A 17425-nucleotide genomic window follows, 5' to 3' on the forward strand; every position below is an offset into this window, starting at 1 on the left:
TAGCAATCTTCACCCCAACAATACTGCATTCATTATAGGCATTCGTACATTATCCACTGATGCGACAGGACGTACCCCCCACAGACTATTCAATCCAAAAATGTGATATTTAGCAGACAAAATGTCATCTATTGAAACAGAACGTTCCGTCACTTTTAGCGCCTGCTTATTCGCTTGCTGCAACACACGGGTACGCATATACCCCGCCCTTACCCCATCTTTGATAGGCGGCGTTATAATTTCATCTTGATGCACCAAAACAATATTTCCCATGGCGAGCCCCGCCACATTGTCTTTAGTGTTCAGCATCAACGCCTCATCGCCTCCATTGTCTTTGGCAAAACGCAATGCAGCCAGATGATCTCCATAACATCCAGCCTTAATGAAAGTGAGCGGAGAGGTTTCATTGCGACGAATGGGAGAAGTTATTAGCTTCAACGCGGAAAACGGGCGACCCGCGCCAATCTCAAACATTTGCAACACCATATTCGGTTTGCCGAGAACTTCAGCACCTCGTCCCAAACCACGGCTTAGAGTCAATCTCACACTCGCCTCTGTGATTTTCTCGTCTTTCAAGATGGTCTCAGCTGCCTCCAATGCTTTGAAGACAACATCATCCGCAAGAACATTCTCTATTTTAAGCACCTCAATAGATTTCTTCAAAAGCTGCAAATGTTCAGCTTTACCTTCAATTTCCCGCCCATTGAAATACAGAGTCTCAAAGCAGCTATCACCAAGTAGGAAACCTCTGTCATATGTCGAGATCTTAGCAATTTCAGGTGCTAGCCACTCACCATTTAGCCAGACTTGATCAATCATTGCGCTCTTCCTGTGCAGACATATCTGTTAGCGCGTAAACAAGAGCACGCCCCTTATCAATCGTCTCCAGATATTCCTCAGTAGGATCAGAATCCGCAACGATTCCACCGCCAACCCGAAATTCTCCGCGCCACCCACCTTCTTCTTCAACAAATGCAGTCGAACGAATGAGAATTGATGAATCCATACATCCATCTGGAGATATCCAAAGCAGTGATCCACAATAAGGCCCGCGCGCGGCATCTTCCAGCTCGGCTATAATCTGCATTGCCCTGATCTTTGGGGCCCCAGTTATCGATCCCCCCGGAAATGCGGCACGCAATAAATCGACCACACCTTTATCGGCCTGAACCCGCCCAACCACCGTTGAAACAAGGTGATGGACATTTGCGAAACTTTCCAATGCGCTCAATTTGGGCACTTTTACAGATCCCGGCACGCAGACTTTCGACAGGTCATTACGCATGAGATCAACAATCATGAGATTTTCCGCAAGATCTTTTTCGGACGCCAACAATTGGGACGCCAAAGCCACATCCTTGTCTGGGGTGTCACCGCGCGGCCGCGTGCCTTTTATAGGCTTGGTAGAGACATACAGCTCACCATCAATTCCGCGCCTCGTTTTCAAAAATCGTTCCGGCGAATTGGAAGCCAATGCCAAATTCTCTAGCCTAAAATAAGATGAAAATGGCGCAGCACTGCTTTGATTTAGCCGTTTGATCAAATGATAGGGATGAGCATCGCTTTTAAGCCTAAAATCAAATGCTTGTGAAATGTTGGACTGAAAACAATCACCCGCATGAATATATGCAACTGTTCTAGCTATCTTATTTTCATAATCTTGAATTTTCTCTCTTGGCTCTGGCGGCCTCTGACTTAAAGGCCCGCACCAATTATCCAACCCCGCCATCCCCGCCTGCAATACATCATGTAGAGACACGTCTCTTGCATTGACGCTCTCTCTTTGAGCCCAATCCCAGACATACAAAGTGGCCTTCTGCTCTTCATGATCAAAAGCAAGAACTTGGTCATACAGCGCCAACGCAAGATCAGGCCATTGACTGTGTTCTGGACCATTTTCAAGCTTTGGTAAAAGCTGACGCCCGTATTCATAACTTACCAAGCCGGCCCAACCACCACAAAATGGTGGTGCGCTCAATGGACGTTCAAAATCCAATTCTTTTAGACTGGCTTCCAATGTTTCTAGCGCGCAAACCTCCTGCACATCAGCACATTGAAAAATGATGGTTTGCAATGGCTGCGCACAAATATAACTCCACCTCTTACCCTTGCCATGCATCAACATTGCAAATGGCAGATCTCTCAAAGGTGCAAACACCTCGATCGGGTCAGCATATTGAAAGTCATATGTTGTAAAGTGCTTGTTCGCAGTATTTTGCATCAGGGATTCTAGCTTACAAACTTTCTAATCCAGCAATTTCGATTTCAAGCGCTCAATTTTTTGATCGTCAACTTTGAGCACATCGTTAGCGTATGATAATATAGAACCATGTTTTGATTTTATTTCATCCCATGCGCATTGAAGATATTCTGTACGCACAGCAATGAAAGGATAAAGTGCTTCATCTTCGATCACCAGTCCCAAGCGGCTTTCCCATTTTTCACGCGCCAACGGCAATATCTCTTCAATATTGATTGTTTCATTGGTAAGGACGTAATCTTCAAAAATCGTTTTTTCCGGCACACCCAATAATGACAATGTCACAGCGCACCCCAAGCCTGTACGATCCTTACCTGCTGCACAATTTATAAGGCCAGCTCCATCTGTTTCGGCCAAGCGCTGAAACCATCTCGTATAAAGATCGACATGTGCCTCCACCCAAGGGGCAACCTTATAATAGGCAAGCATGAAATTATGGGCCTCATCGCCTGTCAAATTTCCCTTATCCATAAACTCAAGGTGAGAGGCTTTATACGCATTGAGGTCATTAAAGGTGTGCACTTCATGTGGACCCCACAGATTTGGATCCTCCACACGTTCAGACTGGCGGCGCAGATCAACTTGAAACCCAATATCAAGCTTATTTAGAAAATCCAGATCAGCTGCTTGTGCTTTGTTTAAGGCTGCCGTGCGATAAAGTTTGCCCGTTTTGACGCGGCGTCCACACACTGTCTCATACCCGCCAAAGTCACGAAAATTCTTGACACCAAGCAATGGTTTGATCCGGTCCTGCATTTTATTCACCTCACGTTTTAAACGGTAAGATGCATGGTTAAGACCGGATCATCTATTGGTCTAGTATGAATGTTGTTTTCTACGCAGGATGCAGCATCACATTCATGCTTTTATAGCCTTTAACAAAGCTATTGGGCAGGCGTTCTGGTTCTTGCAACACTTCAATATAGCTATAGCGCTTGAGTATTTCTTCCCACAGAATGCTCATCTGCATTTCCGCAAGACGATTACCGACACAACGATGAATTCCAAAACCAAATGCAAGATGACGGCGCACATTTGGTCGATCAATCCAAATTTCATCTGGTCGCTCAATGGCGCGCTCGTCTCTATTTCCAGAGACATACCACATTAGGACTTTGTCACCCTTTTTTATCAACTTGCCGTGCATCTCAACATCTTCCACAGCCGTGCGGCGCATATAAGCAAGGGATGTTTGCCAACGCAGCGTCTCTGCTGCAAGGTTGGGAACAAGACTGCGGTCAGCTTTGACTTTTTCAAACTCTTTGGGAAATAAATTCCAAGCATAAACAGAGCCTGTCATGCTGTTGCGCGTGGTATCATTGCCGCCAACAATCAACAGGATCAAATTCCCTAACAATTCTTGCGGCGTCATATTCTTGGTGTTTGCATCATGCGCCAAAGCAGAGAGCAAATCATGTCCCGGCTCTTCGCGCTGTCCGCGCTCCTGCCAAAGCGTCATGAAATACATAAGACATTCGGTAAGCTCTTTTTGCCATTGCGCTTCACCGCCAGGGCAAATTTCAGGATTATATTTATTCGTCGCTATATCTGACCAGCGCGATAGCTTTCGGCGGTCTTTTTGTGGAAAACCAAACAATGTTGCTAACATCATCGTTGTTAATTCGACGGAAACTTTGTGCACAAAATCAAAAGGTTCGTGAATGGGTAAACTATCGAGTGTTTGAATAGTGCGCTCACGAATAAGATGCTCAAAATTTTTCAGACTTGCCGCATCCATGACAGGCTGCACTGCTTTGCGATATCTTGTGTGCTCGGGCCGATCCATTGCAATAAACATCGGCAATTGAAATCCTTGATTCAGATCAGCAATAGTGATCCCACCATATTTCGAATCAGATGAAAATTGCTGATGATTTTTATCCACTGCCACGATGTCTTCATATCGCGTGATCGACCAAAACGGCCCTTCAGGTGACTCAGCGGTGTAATGCACAGGCGAATTATCTCTGAGCCATTTAAAATATGGAAAATATTCTCCACGACGCCAAAGTTCTGGATGTAATAAAAAGACTTTATCCATGTCCAACTGGTCTGGGCCGGCAATAACGCCACCGGTATTGAAGCGTCCTCGCGAAACTGCTTCAAGAATTTCATTCCCACCACGCGATGCGCCAATATCAGGACCAATTACACAAGAACTATCAGGCATTTACAGCCTCCTATAACAACAAACTGGCACGCAATCATTTGCGGGTGAGCAAACAAATTCGCCGTTTTCTATCGTCAAAGATAGAATTTGTCAGCCAACGCATGCGTGTATTCACCACCCAACAAACAGTCAAACCAAAACACCTCAGATATAATCATAACAAAATTACAACTTCAACGTGTTTATTTATCAATCGCGTATTTTAATTTGCAGCGCTATAGCTTTTCAAGAAACCTATGGACGTCGATTCAATTCTTGGCGATACATTTTTCACAATTCACAAGCTCAAATTAAAATGTGAGAATGATACAATGTTGACGAGAGACGAAGCTGAAGCTTTCGCAAGAAGCTGGGTACAAGCATGGAATGACAGAGACATAGAAGCTGTCGCCAGTCATTACACTGAAGACATTGTCTATCACTCTCCCAAACTAGCGAGCGTCATAGAATATGATGGCCCCTTTCTTGAGGGGAAATCAGCATTGGTTGAATATTGGAATGCCGCCATGGAGGGGGCAAATACACTGTATTTTGAGATAAATTCTATTTTTCTATCATCAGATGCCATGACTTTGTTTTTTACAAACCATCGCGGACAAGACGTTGCCGAAACATTCATTTTCGATAAAAATTCCAAAATCAAAGAGTGCATTGCAGCGTATAATTAGGCACTTCAGAATTTCTGTTTTTAGCATTTTTCGTCCATATTGAGCAAAAAAAAAACAGCGCCGTATTTTCATCATTCAACAGAAATTCATTACAGCATAGTAATTCACTAAATAGGCGATCTGAATTGACCTTGCACATAAGTATACATGATAAAAGAGAAAACAAAGACCACAAGGTGATGAAATGAAATTGAAATTTACATTGAGCGCAATTGCTGCCGCTGTATTTGCATCAGCATGTCAATCCACTCTTCCAAGCGATATGCGTGTTGCTGAATACTGTGCAGCCGAAGAAAATGCAGCCAAAGGACTTTGTCAAATTAGTTTCGAAGTTGATGGTCAAAAAACGGCCCTTTCGGACACAAATCTACGTGTGAGTGAAGCGCGCACAATTGCAGATCAAGCCCTTATGATTTCACGCGAAGCACGCGAAGAAGCCAAATCAGCTCGCTCTTTGGCATCTGCTGCCCTCAACAAACAATCAGAACTCGCTTGTAAAACTGTAACCATTCAAAAATCAGACACAGGTAGCTGTGAAGCTGGCTATACGCTAATGGGCTGCACACAAACACGCTACACAACCCGCGCCGGCGGTTTGTCATTCCTGCGTGAAGTCAACAACAAGTCTTGCCGCTTCAACTCTCGTGTTCTTGAAATGCAAGTCCGCTGCTGCGCTGCTGGCGTTGAAACACAACAATATTCTTCAAACTACTAGTTTGTTCAGACTTCCGAATCAAAAAAGCCCGTATTGAGATAATCAATGCGGGCTTTTCTTTGATAGATTTCTTGCATTTCTATCTAAATGGCGGCTCATCAAACGCACGTAATTTACGTGAATGTAGCTTGGCATCGCCGCTAGCCAATCGCTCAAGCGTGTCAATTCCGATACGGATATGTTCACCAATTGCGCGCTCATAAAATTTGTTCGCTGCACCCGGCAATTTTAATTCGCCATGGAATGGTTTATCCGACACACACAGCAATGTTCCATACGGCACACGCATACGATAGCCATTCGCCGCAATCGTCGCACTCTCCATATCAACAGCAATCGCGCGAGACTGATTGATACGTTTCGCACTCTCAGTGTAACGAAGTTCCCAGTTACGGTCATCTGTCGTAAATACCGTGCCGGTTCTAAGACGCTTTTTAAGTGCCTCAGGCGTATCACCTGTCACAATCTCAGCTGACTCAGACAGAGCTTGTTGAATTTCTGCAATTGGCGGAACCGGAATATCAGCTGGCAATACAGAATCCAGCACATGGTCATCACGCAGATAAGCATGCCCAAGCACATAATCACCAATACGTTGAGATTGACGAAGTCCGCCGCAATGGCCAACCATAATCCAACATTCAGGCCTCAATACAGCCAAATGATCAGTGATTGTTTTCGCATTGGAGGGCCCAACACCAATATTGACCAATGTTATACCAGACGCATTATCGGGCCCCAGAATATGATAGGCTGGCATTTGATGCCGTCGCCATGGTCCGTCAGATACTTTCTTCGCAGCATTCTTCGTCTTCGCATCTACGCGAATCCCACCTGGCGCGACAAGCTCTTTATAAAGGCCATTTTCGTTTTTAATTTCTTCTACCGCCCAATCAACGAACGCATCAACATAACGATGATAATTGGTAAAGAGGATGTAGCGCTGAAAACTCTCAATCGGTGTACCCGTATAGTGGGCTAAACGCTTGAGTGAAAAATCAACACGGGCTGCATCAAATAATGCAAGTGGCTTTTCATAATCATCAATCCACGGCGTTCCATCGGGAACTTCATCTCCAATTTGAGATAATTTAGGTGTGGGAAAATAACTTGCGAAATCAGCGGGTGAAATAACATCCGCATCCACACCCTCAGCCCCATCCAGCACATAAGGATAAGGGATATTGGAATCAGACAGTCCGACTTCAAATTCCACCTTATGATCGTTTGTAATCATGGTGAGCTGAGAGATGAGATAAGCTCGGAAAAAATGCGGCTGCGTTATCGTTGTCACATACACGCCCGGCTCTGACAGCTTTCCAAAAGCTCGAGATACAACAGGCGGTGGACCATCTGGCCGATATATGACTTTAACTTGAGGATAAGAAAAGCGGCCATCTGTACGCCATGCAGGGTCTGGCTTTTTCCCTTTAGTGATGAAGTCATTGAGTGCAGATTGTAGAGATGCCACGGAGGCATCGTATAATTGTGTGACGCGGTCTACGACTTCTACGGGTGTCATTGCAAACTCCAAACATTCAAATCTAATTTAGATAGAGGTAATCACTATTTGAAATATCGAAAAGCAAAATCCGACAAATTTTCAAATAAACTCAATTCTATATTCTAGGACCAGAAAGAGAACCAACGCCAACGTAACCATTCATCTCCTTCAAACGGCATTGCAGTTAGCACGGGATAGAAGAATACAAAGAAACCAGCGGCGACCAAACCCCATATAAGCAAAGCGATATTTTGCAGATCTCGCTTTACGAACCGAGACACAAAAGCTGCAATTCCCATCCCCAACATAAAGGAAGACTGCTCATAATAATAAAAGAACATCAAATCTCTTGGAATAACCGCATAGACCAACCAAAACCCCAAAAATGCAGACGATATTGCCAACAAAGCTCCGTCCTGACGCAAAATTCCGTACACAAAGCACGCAATAATTGCCGGCAACCCCGCCCAATAAATTGCAGGGTTACCAATCAGAAAAATAGCAGTTGTATTTGGTAGGGTTTGCTTTTCAAAATAATACCAAACAGGCTCCAACATGAGTGGCCATTCCCACCATTGGCTCTGATAAGGGTGATTTTTCAGCTCACCCGTCACATCTGCGAGCATACGATTGTGAAGATCCACAATCGACCAATCTCCATCTATCAATAAAAATGGTGCAAATGTGAGCACATATATAATGAGTGCCGGAATTCCTTGACGAAACAGCGTGCCCATGAAGGAAAAACGTCTCCAGCTAGCAAAACCGCTTCCAAAGAAGCGCGGCAAGACCATGCCTTTTGGACTAGATTCCGTGCAGCGCCAGATAAAAATTCCAGCCCAGACCAGCACCATATATATGCCGCCGGACCATTTTGAAGACGCAGCAAGCCCTAGAAAAACTCCAGATATAATAAGGCCCGCACTTGCCCCAATTCTAGAGCGAATTCTTTTTCCAGACCAAACCAAGAATAATGCAGATAAAACGAAAAAGCCAAGACTATGAATATCTAGCATTGCAGTACGTGCCTGCACGAGCAAAGTCTGGTTCAGCAATGTCATCAATGCCGCAAACAGCGCCACAACAACTCTAAAGCCAAACATGCGCATGACTGCAAAGACACTGCACACACTCAAAGTTGCTAGGATCGCCCCCGGCAATCTCCAGCCCCATGCGGCGTTATTGGTCAAATATGAGCTGAGGCCAATCAGCCATTTTGCAAAGGGCGGATGAGAATTATTGCTCCACCCTTCAGCCCAAAAAAACTGCTGGCCAGCCGGCACATAGTGCACTTCGTCAAAAACCAGAGCATTGGGCACACCCAAACGCCAACAAATAAGAGTGCTGGCTATGACTGCAATCAATATCCCAACAAGCCAATCCGTTTTGCTTATGGAATGCGGTTTAGAGTTCACCATTACCTATGCCTTGACGAGAGAATAGCCATCCTATGTAGCGTTTAGTTGCTCAAAGAATTTTATTCAATCATCAAGGCACAATATAAAAGGTCGTTGGCTGCAATTCATTTTACCGCCTACGCTAAAATTTAGATTAAGCGCCCTGAGCTTCTTTTCGTGAGGCTACGCTCTGGTCAAATTTAGACCAAACACCAGAATCACCATGCCAATCGCCAGCCGTCGCACCTTTTGAATATTCCGTCGCACGCGCCTCAAAGAAATTCGCATGCTCCACACCATTTAGTATCTCTGTCAGCCATGGAATCGGGTGTTCATCAACGCCGTAAACAGGGTCCAGCTTAAGCTGTTTCAATCGCCAATCCGCAATGTAACGAATGTAATTCTTGATATCTTCCGGCGTCATTCCCTCAACTTCACCGGCTTCAAACGCAAGGTCGATAAATTTATCTTCAAGTTTGACCACAGTCTGACAACAATCGGTGATGTCATCCTTCACTGTTTTCGTCAGTGCACCCGTTTCTTCCGCATAAGTGTGGAACATTTTCATCATCCCTTCACAATGCAGACTTTCATCCCGCACCGACCAAGAAACAATTTGCCCCATACCCTTCATTTTATTGAAGCGCGGGAAGTTCATCAACATTGCAAATGAAGCAAACAATTGCAGACCTTCAGTAAAGCCACCAAAGACCGCCATTGAAGTTAGGATATCTGCTTCAGTATCAACGGAAAACTTACCAAGGTAATCATGCTTGGCAGCCATTTCTTCGTATTCCATGAAAGCAGAAAACTCTGAATCCGGCATACCAATTGTTTCAAGCAACAGAGCATAAGCTGCAATGTGAACAGTTTCCATGTTTGAAAATGCAGCCAACATCATGCGAACTTCTACCGGCTTAAACAGCGGCATATAGTTTTCCATGTAGTTGGCACCAACTTCCACGTCAGACTGCGTAAAGAAGCGGAAAATCTGCGTCAGCAAATTACGTTCTTTATCGTTTAGCTTGCCTGCCCAATCTTTACAGTCCTCACCGAGAGGCACTTCTTCCGGCACCCAGTGAACTTGCTGCTGGATTTTCCAAAAATCATATGCCCACGGATAACGAAATGGCTTGTACGACAAAGATGGCGTCATAAGGCCGGGTTTTTCAGGGAGAATTATCTTAGACATGACGTTAACCTGCTCGAATATGCGGTGTATATATTTTTGAATATGGGCGCGACTCGCCTCAACACAATATGTAGTGCTTTCCATACAATTGAAAGCAACATTTGGTGCCTAACTGAGTTTTATTGTATATCAAATGCTATCACAAAACTCGAAAAAACTCGACGTTTTACTTGTGAATAAAAAGCACAATGCCAATTTTTAAAGCATCTTCAATGGCTTGTGTATATTCTGATTTCAGAAGAAAAGTTTACACACCTCACAACAAAAGAAGCAGCATATTGCAAGCTGCTGTTTTTCTTTTTTGTGAGTAAAATGATGGCGAATAAAGATGATATAATTTATTCGCTAAATCGTCTCTAACCGATAGTTAGATATGATGTTCAAGCGTTCAAAAATTGCTTGATATGCTTATCGACGCATAGTGAAGGAAATAGCAGCAATATCGCTTGTCGTCTTAAAGTCCTCAAAGCGTGTCTCACGACGCGTTAGACCGATAGACAATTCTCCGCCCGCTTTGTGAAATGCGATTCCAGCTTGCCAATCACCAACAGTCACCTGATCACGTAAAGCGACACCTTTAAAGTTGGCTCCGTTATCACCGACATCCCAACACAATGCTTCATTGTCAGTACCAACAAACATATACCAACTATCGACACGCACGGCTTTTCCACGCTGATCTACACGGTCCGCGATTTGACCCAGGCGCACTTCCGCACCGGCTTGTCTAGATTCGTGAACTGCAGTTTTTTCAACGCGTGCATGTGGACTGACAGAAAGATCCAAATCAAATCCGGCCTTGTCCAAAGGCGCGCTAAATTCCCACGCACCCGCATAAACTTCCTCAGTTGCTCTTTTCAAAGTGGCTGGAGAAAGGTCCAAGCGCGATTTATAGCGAAGCACGTCATTGCTAACAGCCCAATTTGCTGAAGTAGAAACTAATTTAGAATGAGAATGCAGGCTTTGTTCTAATTGCGCAGCAACTATCTGAACTGGCGCTTCAGTCGAAATGTATTCAACAGGACCAGCATGAACAGATGTGCTTAAGGCTTCCGTTGACACTGTCGACGAACCACAACCGATACAAGAAAATGCGACAAACAGGCTCGCAACCATTGCTAACATCCTATTTTTCCCTGCAATATTTCATACACTATGGTAAGAATATCACACCCACTATTACTGATAGTATAATACTAAAACATAAAATATATCCATTCATGTTAACAAAAAAAAGTTAGTTTAATTTACAAACACAAACAAAAACAAATGGTTGCATAAAAAAATCATTTTTTTTGTTAATTAACATCACAAAAAAAACGCGCCACATCCGAAAATGTGACGCATTTTTTATAATTTTGATTCTTGAAATGCCCGTTCTAAATTCCTACTGACAAGCAAGACATTCATCATAATCAGTATCAGGTGTGTCCATTCCTTCAACTTTCACCTTGTCTTCGGCTCCAGCAAATGATGCACGCTGCACTGATTTGGAACGACAGTAATAAAGGGATTTCAACCCCTTCTCCCACGCACTCCAGTGAAGCATGTGCAAGTCCCACTTATCGATATCAGCCGGCAAGAACAGATTCAACGACTGAGCCTGACAAATATATGGCGTACGATCAGCAGCCAATTCAATCAACCAACGCTGATCAATTTCAAATGCTGTTCTAAAAGTTGCTTTCTCGTGCTCATCAAGGAAATCCAAGCCTTGAACAGAGCCCTCTGCTTCCAGAATAATAGCCCAGATTCCATCTGTATTTTTGCCCTTCGCCTCAAGAACCTTTTCAAGGTGCGGGTTTTTCACGGTAAACGAACCTGATAAAGTTTTGTGCGTGTAAACATTTGCTGGAATTGGTTCAATACCCGCAGATGTTCCTCCACATATAATCGAAATCGAAGCTGTCGGTGCAATTGCCATCTTGTGAGAGAAGCGCGCCATGACACCGCATTCTTCCGCATCAGGACACGGCCCACGCTCTTTAGCTAATTTCACAGACGCTGCATCCGACCCACGACGAATGTGCTTGAAAATCATATTATTCCAGCTTTTCGCTGTCGCAGATTCCATCGGCACATTCATGGATTGCAAGAAAGAATGCATTCCCATCAACCCAAGACCAACAGAGCGCTCACGCGTCGCAGAATATGCCGCGCGTGCCATTTCTGGCGGTGCACGATCAATAAAGTCTTGAAGAACATTATCCAAAAAGCGGAAGATATCTTCTAGGAAGTTCTCGTCATTTTTCCACTCAAGGAATTTCTCTGCATTCACAGATGACAAACAACATACAGCTGTACGATCATTACCAAGGTGATCTAGCCCAGTGTGCAGCATAATTTCTGAACACAGATTAGATTGCTTCACCTTCATACCAAGCTGGCGCTGGTGAGCTGGCATCGCGTTATTCACAGTGTCTGAGTAAATCAGATATGGTTCACCCGTTTGAATACGGACTTCCAGAATTTTCTGCCAAAGCTTACGCGCATTGATCTTTTTAACTTCTTCGCCCGTTTTCGGACTGATCAGACCAAATTCCTCGTCATTCTTCACAGCTTCCATGAAAGCATCAGAGATATTCAAACCATGGTGAAGATTTAAAGACTTACGGTTAAAGTCTCCAGACGGCTTACGAATCTCTAGGAATTCTTCAATTTCAGGGTGGTGAATATCCAAGTAACATGCTGCAGATCCACGACGTAGAGACCCTTGGGAAATCGCAAGTGTAAGCGAATCCATCACCCGAATGAATGGAATGATTCCCGATGTCTTACCGGCATTACCAATTGTCTCACCGATTGAGCGCACATTCCCCCAATAAGTTCCAATTCCACCACCATTGGAAGCAAGCCAGACATTCTCATTCCAAGTCTCCACAATACCATCCAGAGAATCGTTTACATCGTTTAGGAAACAAGAAATCGGGAGACCACGACCAGCTCCACCATTAGATAACACAGGCGTTGCAGGCATGAACCAGAGGCGCGACATGTAGTCGTAAATGCGTTGTGCATGCTCTGCATCATCAGCATAAGCCTCAGCAACACGCGCAAACATTTCCTGATAGCCTTCACCAGGTAGAATATAGCGATCTGTAAGTGTCTTTTTACCAAACTCAGTCAAAAGCTCATCGCGGCTCTCGTCGATCTTAACCTGCTGGACTACGCGCAATTCCGCTGTCTTTTGAGGCTTACCTCTACCGATTTTCTCGTTATTTTCTTTTGAAATTGCAGCATTTTCTACAGACATTAACCCAGGCTCCGCGATGTATATTAAACAGTCGGTTTTGCATTTGCTCATCATAATATATGGTGGCTAACACACTCCATGACCCCATATATAGTGGCTTAAGGGTTAATGAGACGTCAACACTTAGTTATTCAGAACGGTGATATTTCGGTGAATAACTCAGTCATCAGAGCAATATTCAATTAACCATAACATTCATTTTCCCGTTAAGTATGTGCATTCACTCGCTTTTCTGGAGAAAAGCACCAACTGCATAAATCTTAATCAAAAAAAACAGCGTTTCAAACGATCAACACCGATACGCTATTTCTACACAGCTTATCCACAGGCCCAGCCACGCAAATCTCCCTTTTGGGGTAAAATCGGCACAAAAAATCCAAACAGGCAGCCACTATATATAGTGGCTGCCTGCACAAATAGAATCTAGATTCGAGATAGATTTAGACTATATATTCATTTCAGCGCGAATTCTGGCACTCACACGAGAATCAATTTCGAGCTTATCGGCAAGTTCTGTTAAAAACACATTCTCTTCATCTGAAACCTGACACGCGCCTGCGCAAGCAGCCGCATATAGCTGAACAGCATGATTAGGTGTGATTGCTGCCTTGGAAATACGATTGAGAATATCTGCGCGGCTTATCGTTTCATCCAAAACTGTCTCGTTCAGTCCGCCATCTTTCAATGCTACCTTAATAGCTTCCGCTTCATCAGCATCGAGTTGACCATCAGCATGCGCAGCAGCGGCCATTGATTCAACAACAGCAATGGAAAAAGCAGGATCTTCTGAATCATTCCCGGCAAAACCATAGCTTGCAGCATCATTGTGAGAATCAGCGGTCGCACCATCTCGCTTTTGCCATGCATTCCAAGCCATCGCCCCCATTGCTGCGACAGCGCCTGTCTTGGCGACATTGCCGACCAATTTTCGTCCGCCACTCGATGCCATCAATACAGCAAGCAATGCACCGCCGCCTATTGCAGCATTGCGCGCATTTTCATCTGTTTCGATTCTATCTTGTACCTTTTTCGCCATTTCTTTGGCGCTTTCAACTGATGCATCCACATCAATTTCATCTGCGATCTGCGTGGCTTTTTCTTGTACTTGTTTTAGAATTTTTTCGATATCAAACATAGCCAAATCCCCAATAAATAGATTTCGTTAGCAACAATATCGACATGACTTATGTCAACTATGTGACTGACACTGCCAAAAATATTTAGCTATTTTTGTATTACTCGAAGGAAAACATAGACAAATTCACATCAGGCAAAGTATGCAAGTGCTCTAAGCATTTGAAACGACCCAAAAGGATTCCTCATGCGCATCATGTTAGTTACCGACGCTTGGGAGCCTCAGGTAAACGGCGTTGTCCGAACAATGAAACGCGTTATCGCGGAATGTGAGGCAATGGGACATGATTGGGATATCGTTTCTCCAAATGATGGTTTCAGGACAATCCCCCTCCCAACATATCCTGAGATCAAACTCGCTTTTGGGGCAAAGCCACAAATTGAAGAACGCTTGCTAGAATTTGAACCAGATGCTGTTCACATTGCAACAGAAGGTCCACTCGGATGGGCGGCACGTAGCATTTGCCTCAAGCATAAAATGCCATTTACGTCCTCTTACCACACGCGCTTCCCAGAATATTTAAATGCCAGATTACCAATCCCTCTTTGGGCTGGCTATAAATATGTTCGTCAATTTCATCGCTATTCTGGGCGGGTAATGGTTGCAACAGTCTCCATGATTGAAGAACTCCAAACACGCGGTTTCAAAAATATTGCAGCCTGGTCTCGCGGTGTCGATACTGACCTTTTCCACCCAAGTAAAAGAACAGAGGATCGTGGCCCATATAAAGGCATGAAAGGTCCTATATTCCTCAACGTAGGACGTGTCGCCGTTGAGAAAAACATAGAATCCTTCTTAAAACTGGATCTTCCCGGCACAAAAGTGGTTGTAGGTGACGGGCCAGCTCGCGAAGAATTAATGCAAAAATACCCTGATGCAATATTTCCGGGTTCTAAATTTGGAGATGAATTAGGCACCTATTTTGCCAATGCTGATGTATTTTGTTTTCCAAGCCTCACAGACACTTTTGGATTGGTGATCTTAGAAGCAATGGCTGCTGGCACGCCTGTAGCTGGCTTTAACGTTTCGGGCCCAAAAGATCTAATTCCGGGCACCAATGCAGGCGCTATCAATGATGACCTTGCTCAAGCCTGCTTAGACTGTCTCGAGCTGGACCGAGAAACCGCCCACAAACATGCGCAAGCTTTCTCTTGGACAGCATGTGCAGAGCAATTTCTAGAAAATCTTGATCCACTGCCCGTTCCAGAGCGCAAACGTTTCTGGCAGCGCTTCCGTCGCTTACGTCGCAAAAAACCTGTAGAATAGCACTATCAATCTAACATTTCAGTGTAAGCGTCAGACCAGAAATCACACATTTTTGTATCAAAAAATGTGATGAGATAACTCGCATTTATCGCCAATGGTCAAACTTTCTCGGAACTTTTTCTTCCCTTCCCCGTTGTTTAAGCAACTACAACACGAAAGGAAAATCCGATGAATATCTTGAAAGTGCTATTAGCCATCCTTCTTCCACCATTGGGTGTGTTTCTTCAAGTTGGTATTGGTGTACAATTCTGGATCAACCTTGTTCTAACATTGTTTGGTTACATTCCAGGTATCGTGCACGCAATCTGGATTATTGCACGTCGCAGCGATCCTGTAACAACACCATAAATACAGTTGAAAAAACGATTTTTTATCGAGCAGCGAATTTTTTAACTTTACACGAACGCATATACATTTTATGTGGCTGGCTCCGGCGGACATCGGCTCGAGGCTTTGCCGCCCTGATTCCACGTGGCGTCTGAACTTCCCTAACAGGGGTTTGGATGACGTGTGCGGGTTGAGGGGCAGACTTAACGAGACGAAAGCCCGTACTAACGCCGGATTGGGTTTAATTTAATACAGAGGGGACAGTGAGATGATCACTTTCCAAACACCTCTGGACCTAGTCCGTGTGCTTCACCCTGAATCTCCAGTCGCTTGTGTGCGACCAGAGAGGGTGTCAACAGCTGCTGCTTGGTTCCAGAACCACTTTCCGGGCGACGTGCTATATGCCGTCAAAGCAAACCCATCACCATGGGCGCTTGATGCTATGTATGAAGCTGGCATGCGCTGGTTTGATGTTGCGTCTCTGGAAGAAATCGAGCTTGTAGCAAACCGCTTCGACGATGCGGTATTGGCATACATGCACCCAATCAAAAGCCGCAATTCAATTGAGCGCGCCTATTTTGACTATGGTGTCAGAATCTTTGTGCTCGACTGTGAAGCTGAGCTACAAAAAATTCTTGAAGCAACTGACTTTGCCAAAGACCTAACATTGGTCGTGCGTATGGCTGTATCCAATGATGGTGCATCCATGCCCCTATCTGGCAAATTTGGCTGTTTTGGCGATGATGCTGCACACCTATTGCAAGCTGCACGTTCATACGCAGATGAACTAGGCGTGAGCTTTCACGTTGGGTCTCAATGTATGGACCCGGGCGCATACCGCATTGCTATGGACACTGTCTCAAACACAATCGTGCAAGCGGCTGTGACTGTGGATATCGTTGATGTTGGCGGCGGCTTCCCAGCCCTATACCCCGGCATGCAACCACCAGAGCTTCAGTCATACATTGATGTGATCAACCAAGTGTTTGAAGAAATGCCAGTTTTGTTCAACGCAGACCTATGGTGCGAGCCAGGCCGTGCGCTTGTGGCCGATTCAACATCTATCGTCGCTAAAGTAGAATTAGTGCGCGATGGCCGTGTCTACCTCAATGATGGTGCATATGGTAACTTGTTTGATGCTGCCCACTGCAAATGGCCTTTCCCTATGGAAGTCCACCGCGGATCTGGCAAAACAAGTATTCACAGCAAACCCTTCACCATTTACGGGCCAACATGTGATTCCATTGATGTGCTTGATGGCGTTTTCGATCTACCCGCCGACATTCAAGAAGGCGACTATATAGAATTTGGCATGATGGGCGCATACGGCACAGCTATGTCAACACGCTTTAACGGTTTTGGAGACACCAAAACCTACCGCGTACGCAATAGCATCAGCCAAACAATGTACGAAACACAAGCAGAAGAACAACGTCGTTACGAAAACAATGTTATCTTCTTGCCGCGCCGTGAAGCTTAGTCGTGAAGCATAGCGGCTGCTTTCAGCATTATTCCGCTTAAAATTTTCTAGATTTCTG

15 protein-coding genes are annotated in these 17425 nt (G+C 44.6%); 5 read left to right on the top strand and 10 right to left on the bottom strand.

Going from position 1 to position 17425, the window contains the following annotated elements; genetic code table 11:
• Window positions 1–9: 9 nt before the first annotated feature.
• The 4 genes from AC5EF3_RS06545 to AC5EF3_RS06560 form a co-directional block, all read right to left on the bottom strand.
• Window positions 10–819 (bottom strand): aminotransferase class IV, encoded by an 810-nt coding sequence (locus AC5EF3_RS06545; RefSeq protein WP_493547460.1) that lies wholly within the window; start codon window positions 817–819, stop codon window positions 10–12.
• A complete protein-coding gene (locus AC5EF3_RS06550) occupies window positions 812–2221 on the bottom strand; it encodes an anthranilate synthase component I family protein (RefSeq protein WP_493547461.1) in 1410 nt (469 codons plus the stop codon). The genes AC5EF3_RS06545 and AC5EF3_RS06550 overlap by 8 nt, the downstream gene beginning before the upstream one ends.
• Window positions 2222–2245: 24 nt before the next feature.
• A complete protein-coding gene (locus AC5EF3_RS06555) occupies window positions 2246–3016 on the bottom strand; it encodes a tyrosine-protein phosphatase (RefSeq protein ID WP_493547462.1) in 771 nt (256 codons plus the stop codon).
• A gap of 79 nt (window positions 3017–3095) precedes the next feature.
• Window positions 3096–4430, bottom strand: a complete 1335-nt coding sequence (locus tag AC5EF3_RS06560) for a cytochrome P450 (RefSeq protein ID WP_493547463.1) — start codon at window positions 4428–4430, stop codon at window positions 3096–3098.
• Window positions 4431–4666: 236 nt separating this feature from the next.
• Between AC5EF3_RS06560 and AC5EF3_RS06565 the strand changes: the two genes are divergently transcribed.
• Together AC5EF3_RS06565 and AC5EF3_RS06570 are read left to right on the top strand one after the other, a co-directional pair.
• Window positions 4667–5098, top strand: a complete 432-nt coding sequence (locus AC5EF3_RS06565; protein ID WP_233356739.1) for a YybH family protein — start codon at window positions 4667–4669, stop codon at window positions 5096–5098.
• Window positions 5099–5282: 184 nt separating this feature from the next.
• On the top strand, window positions 5283–5813 hold the full coding sequence (locus AC5EF3_RS06570; protein WP_015826678.1) for a hypothetical protein: 531 nt from the start codon (window positions 5283–5285) through the stop codon (window positions 5811–5813).
• A 79-nt stretch (window positions 5814–5892) separates the two neighbouring features.
• On the opposite strand, the gene AC5EF3_RS06575 is transcribed toward AC5EF3_RS06570, so the two are convergent.
• The 6 genes from AC5EF3_RS06575 to AC5EF3_RS06600 all read right to left on the bottom strand — a co-directional run bounded on the left by AC5EF3_RS06575 (window position 5893) and on the right by AC5EF3_RS06600 (window position 14294).
• Window positions 5893–7335, bottom strand: a complete 1443-nt coding sequence (locus tag AC5EF3_RS06575; RefSeq protein ID WP_015826677.1) for an AMP nucleosidase — start codon at window positions 7333–7335, stop codon at window positions 5893–5895.
• A 104-nt stretch (window positions 7336–7439) separates the two neighbouring features.
• The gene (locus AC5EF3_RS06580; protein ID WP_493547464.1) at window positions 7440–8735 is read right to left on the bottom strand and encodes a phospholipid carrier-dependent glycosyltransferase; all 1296 of its coding nucleotides are present in this window, start codon (window positions 8733–8735) and stop codon (window positions 7440–7442) included.
• 133 nt (window positions 8736–8868) lie between these two features.
• Window positions 8869–9906 (bottom strand): ribonucleotide-diphosphate reductase subunit beta, encoded by a 1038-nt coding sequence (locus AC5EF3_RS06585; protein ID WP_015826675.1) that lies wholly within the window; start codon window positions 9904–9906, stop codon window positions 8869–8871.
• A 408-nt stretch (window positions 9907–10314) separates the two neighbouring features.
• Window positions 10315–11031, bottom strand: a complete 717-nt coding sequence (locus tag AC5EF3_RS06590; protein ID WP_149037357.1) for a lipid A-modifier LpxR family protein — start codon at window positions 11029–11031, stop codon at window positions 10315–10317.
• 262 nt (window positions 11032–11293) lie between these two features.
• Window positions 11294–13159, bottom strand: coding sequence for a ribonucleoside-diphosphate reductase subunit alpha (locus AC5EF3_RS06595; RefSeq protein ID WP_015826673.1), 1866 nt, complete (start codon window positions 13157–13159; stop codon window positions 11294–11296).
• A 445-nt stretch (window positions 13160–13604) separates the two neighbouring features.
• Window positions 13605–14294 (bottom strand): DUF533 domain-containing protein, encoded by a 690-nt coding sequence (locus AC5EF3_RS06600; RefSeq protein ID WP_493547465.1) that lies wholly within the window; start codon window positions 14292–14294, stop codon window positions 13605–13607.
• 186 nt (window positions 14295–14480) lie between these two features.
• Here AC5EF3_RS06600 and AC5EF3_RS06605 point away from each other — a divergent pair, with 186 nt between their 5' ends.
• The 3 genes from AC5EF3_RS06605 to AC5EF3_RS06615 all read left to right on the top strand — a co-directional run bounded on the left by AC5EF3_RS06605 (window position 14481) and on the right by AC5EF3_RS06615 (window position 17367).
• Complete coding sequence (locus tag AC5EF3_RS06605; protein WP_493547466.1) at window positions 14481–15560, top strand: glycosyltransferase family 4 protein; 1080 nt, start codon at window positions 14481–14483, stop codon at window positions 15558–15560.
• 168 nt (window positions 15561–15728) lie between these two features.
• Window positions 15729–15908: a YqaE/Pmp3 family membrane protein gene (locus tag AC5EF3_RS06610; protein ID WP_015826670.1), complete on the top strand. Its 180-nt coding sequence runs from the start codon at window positions 15729–15731 to the stop codon at window positions 15906–15908.
• 247 nt (window positions 15909–16155) lie between these two features.
• A complete protein-coding gene (locus AC5EF3_RS06615) occupies window positions 16156–17367 on the top strand; it encodes a type III PLP-dependent enzyme (protein WP_493547467.1) in 1212 nt (403 codons plus the stop codon).
• Window positions 17368–17425: the final 58 nt, after the last annotated feature.

It is taken from the genome of Hirschia sp., from assembly GCF_058892565.1.

What these genes read in the sequence shown, in the direction of transcription:
- AC5EF3_RS06560 (WP_493547463.1), bottom strand. Translation starts at nt 4,430, where the DNA reads ATGCCTGATAGTTCTTGTGTAATTGGTCCTGATATTGGCGCATCGCGT.
- AC5EF3_RS06610 (WP_015826670.1), top strand. Translation starts at nt 15,729, where the DNA reads ATGAATATCTTGAAAGTGCTATTAGCCATCCTTCTTCCACCATTGGGT.
- AC5EF3_RS06570 (WP_015826678.1), top strand. Translation starts at nt 5,283, where the DNA reads ATGAAATTGAAATTTACATTGAGCGCAATTGCTGCCGCTGTATTTGCA.
- AC5EF3_RS06550 (WP_493547461.1), bottom strand. Translation starts at nt 2,221, where the DNA reads ATGCAAAATACTGCGAACAAGCACTTTACAACATATGACTTTCAATAT.
- AC5EF3_RS06555 (WP_493547462.1), bottom strand. Translation starts at nt 3,016, where the DNA reads ATGCAGGACCGGATCAAACCATTGCTTGGTGTCAAGAATTTTCGTGAC.
- AC5EF3_RS06590 (WP_149037357.1), bottom strand. Translation starts at nt 11,031, where the DNA reads ATGTTAGCAATGGTTGCGAGCCTGTTTGTCGCATTTTCTTGTATCGGT.
- AC5EF3_RS06545 (WP_493547460.1), bottom strand. Translation starts at nt 819, where the DNA reads ATGATTGATCAAGTCTGGCTAAATGGTGAGTGGCTAGCACCTGAAATT.
- AC5EF3_RS06580 (WP_493547464.1), bottom strand. Translation starts at nt 8,735, where the DNA reads ATGGTGAACTCTAAACCGCATTCCATAAGCAAAACGGATTGGCTTGTT.
- AC5EF3_RS06595 (WP_015826673.1), bottom strand. Translation starts at nt 13,159, where the DNA reads ATGTCTGTAGAAAATGCTGCAATTTCAAAAGAAAATAACGAGAAAATC.
- AC5EF3_RS06605 (WP_493547466.1), top strand. Translation starts at nt 14,481, where the DNA reads ATGCGCATCATGTTAGTTACCGACGCTTGGGAGCCTCAGGTAAACGGC.
- AC5EF3_RS06615 (WP_493547467.1), top strand. Translation starts at nt 16,156, where the DNA reads ATGATCACTTTCCAAACACCTCTGGACCTAGTCCGTGTGCTTCACCCT.
- AC5EF3_RS06600 (WP_493547465.1), bottom strand. Translation starts at nt 14,294, where the DNA reads ATGTTTGATATCGAAAAAATTCTAAAACAAGTACAAGAAAAAGCCACG.
- AC5EF3_RS06565 (WP_233356739.1), top strand. Translation starts at nt 4,667, where the DNA reads ATGGACGTCGATTCAATTCTTGGCGATACATTTTTCACAATTCACAAG.
- AC5EF3_RS06585 (WP_015826675.1), bottom strand. Translation starts at nt 9,906, where the DNA reads ATGTCTAAGATAATTCTCCCTGAAAAACCCGGCCTTATGACGCCATCT.
- AC5EF3_RS06575 (WP_015826677.1), bottom strand. Translation starts at nt 7,335, where the DNA reads ATGACACCCGTAGAAGTCGTAGACCGCGTCACACAATTATACGATGCC.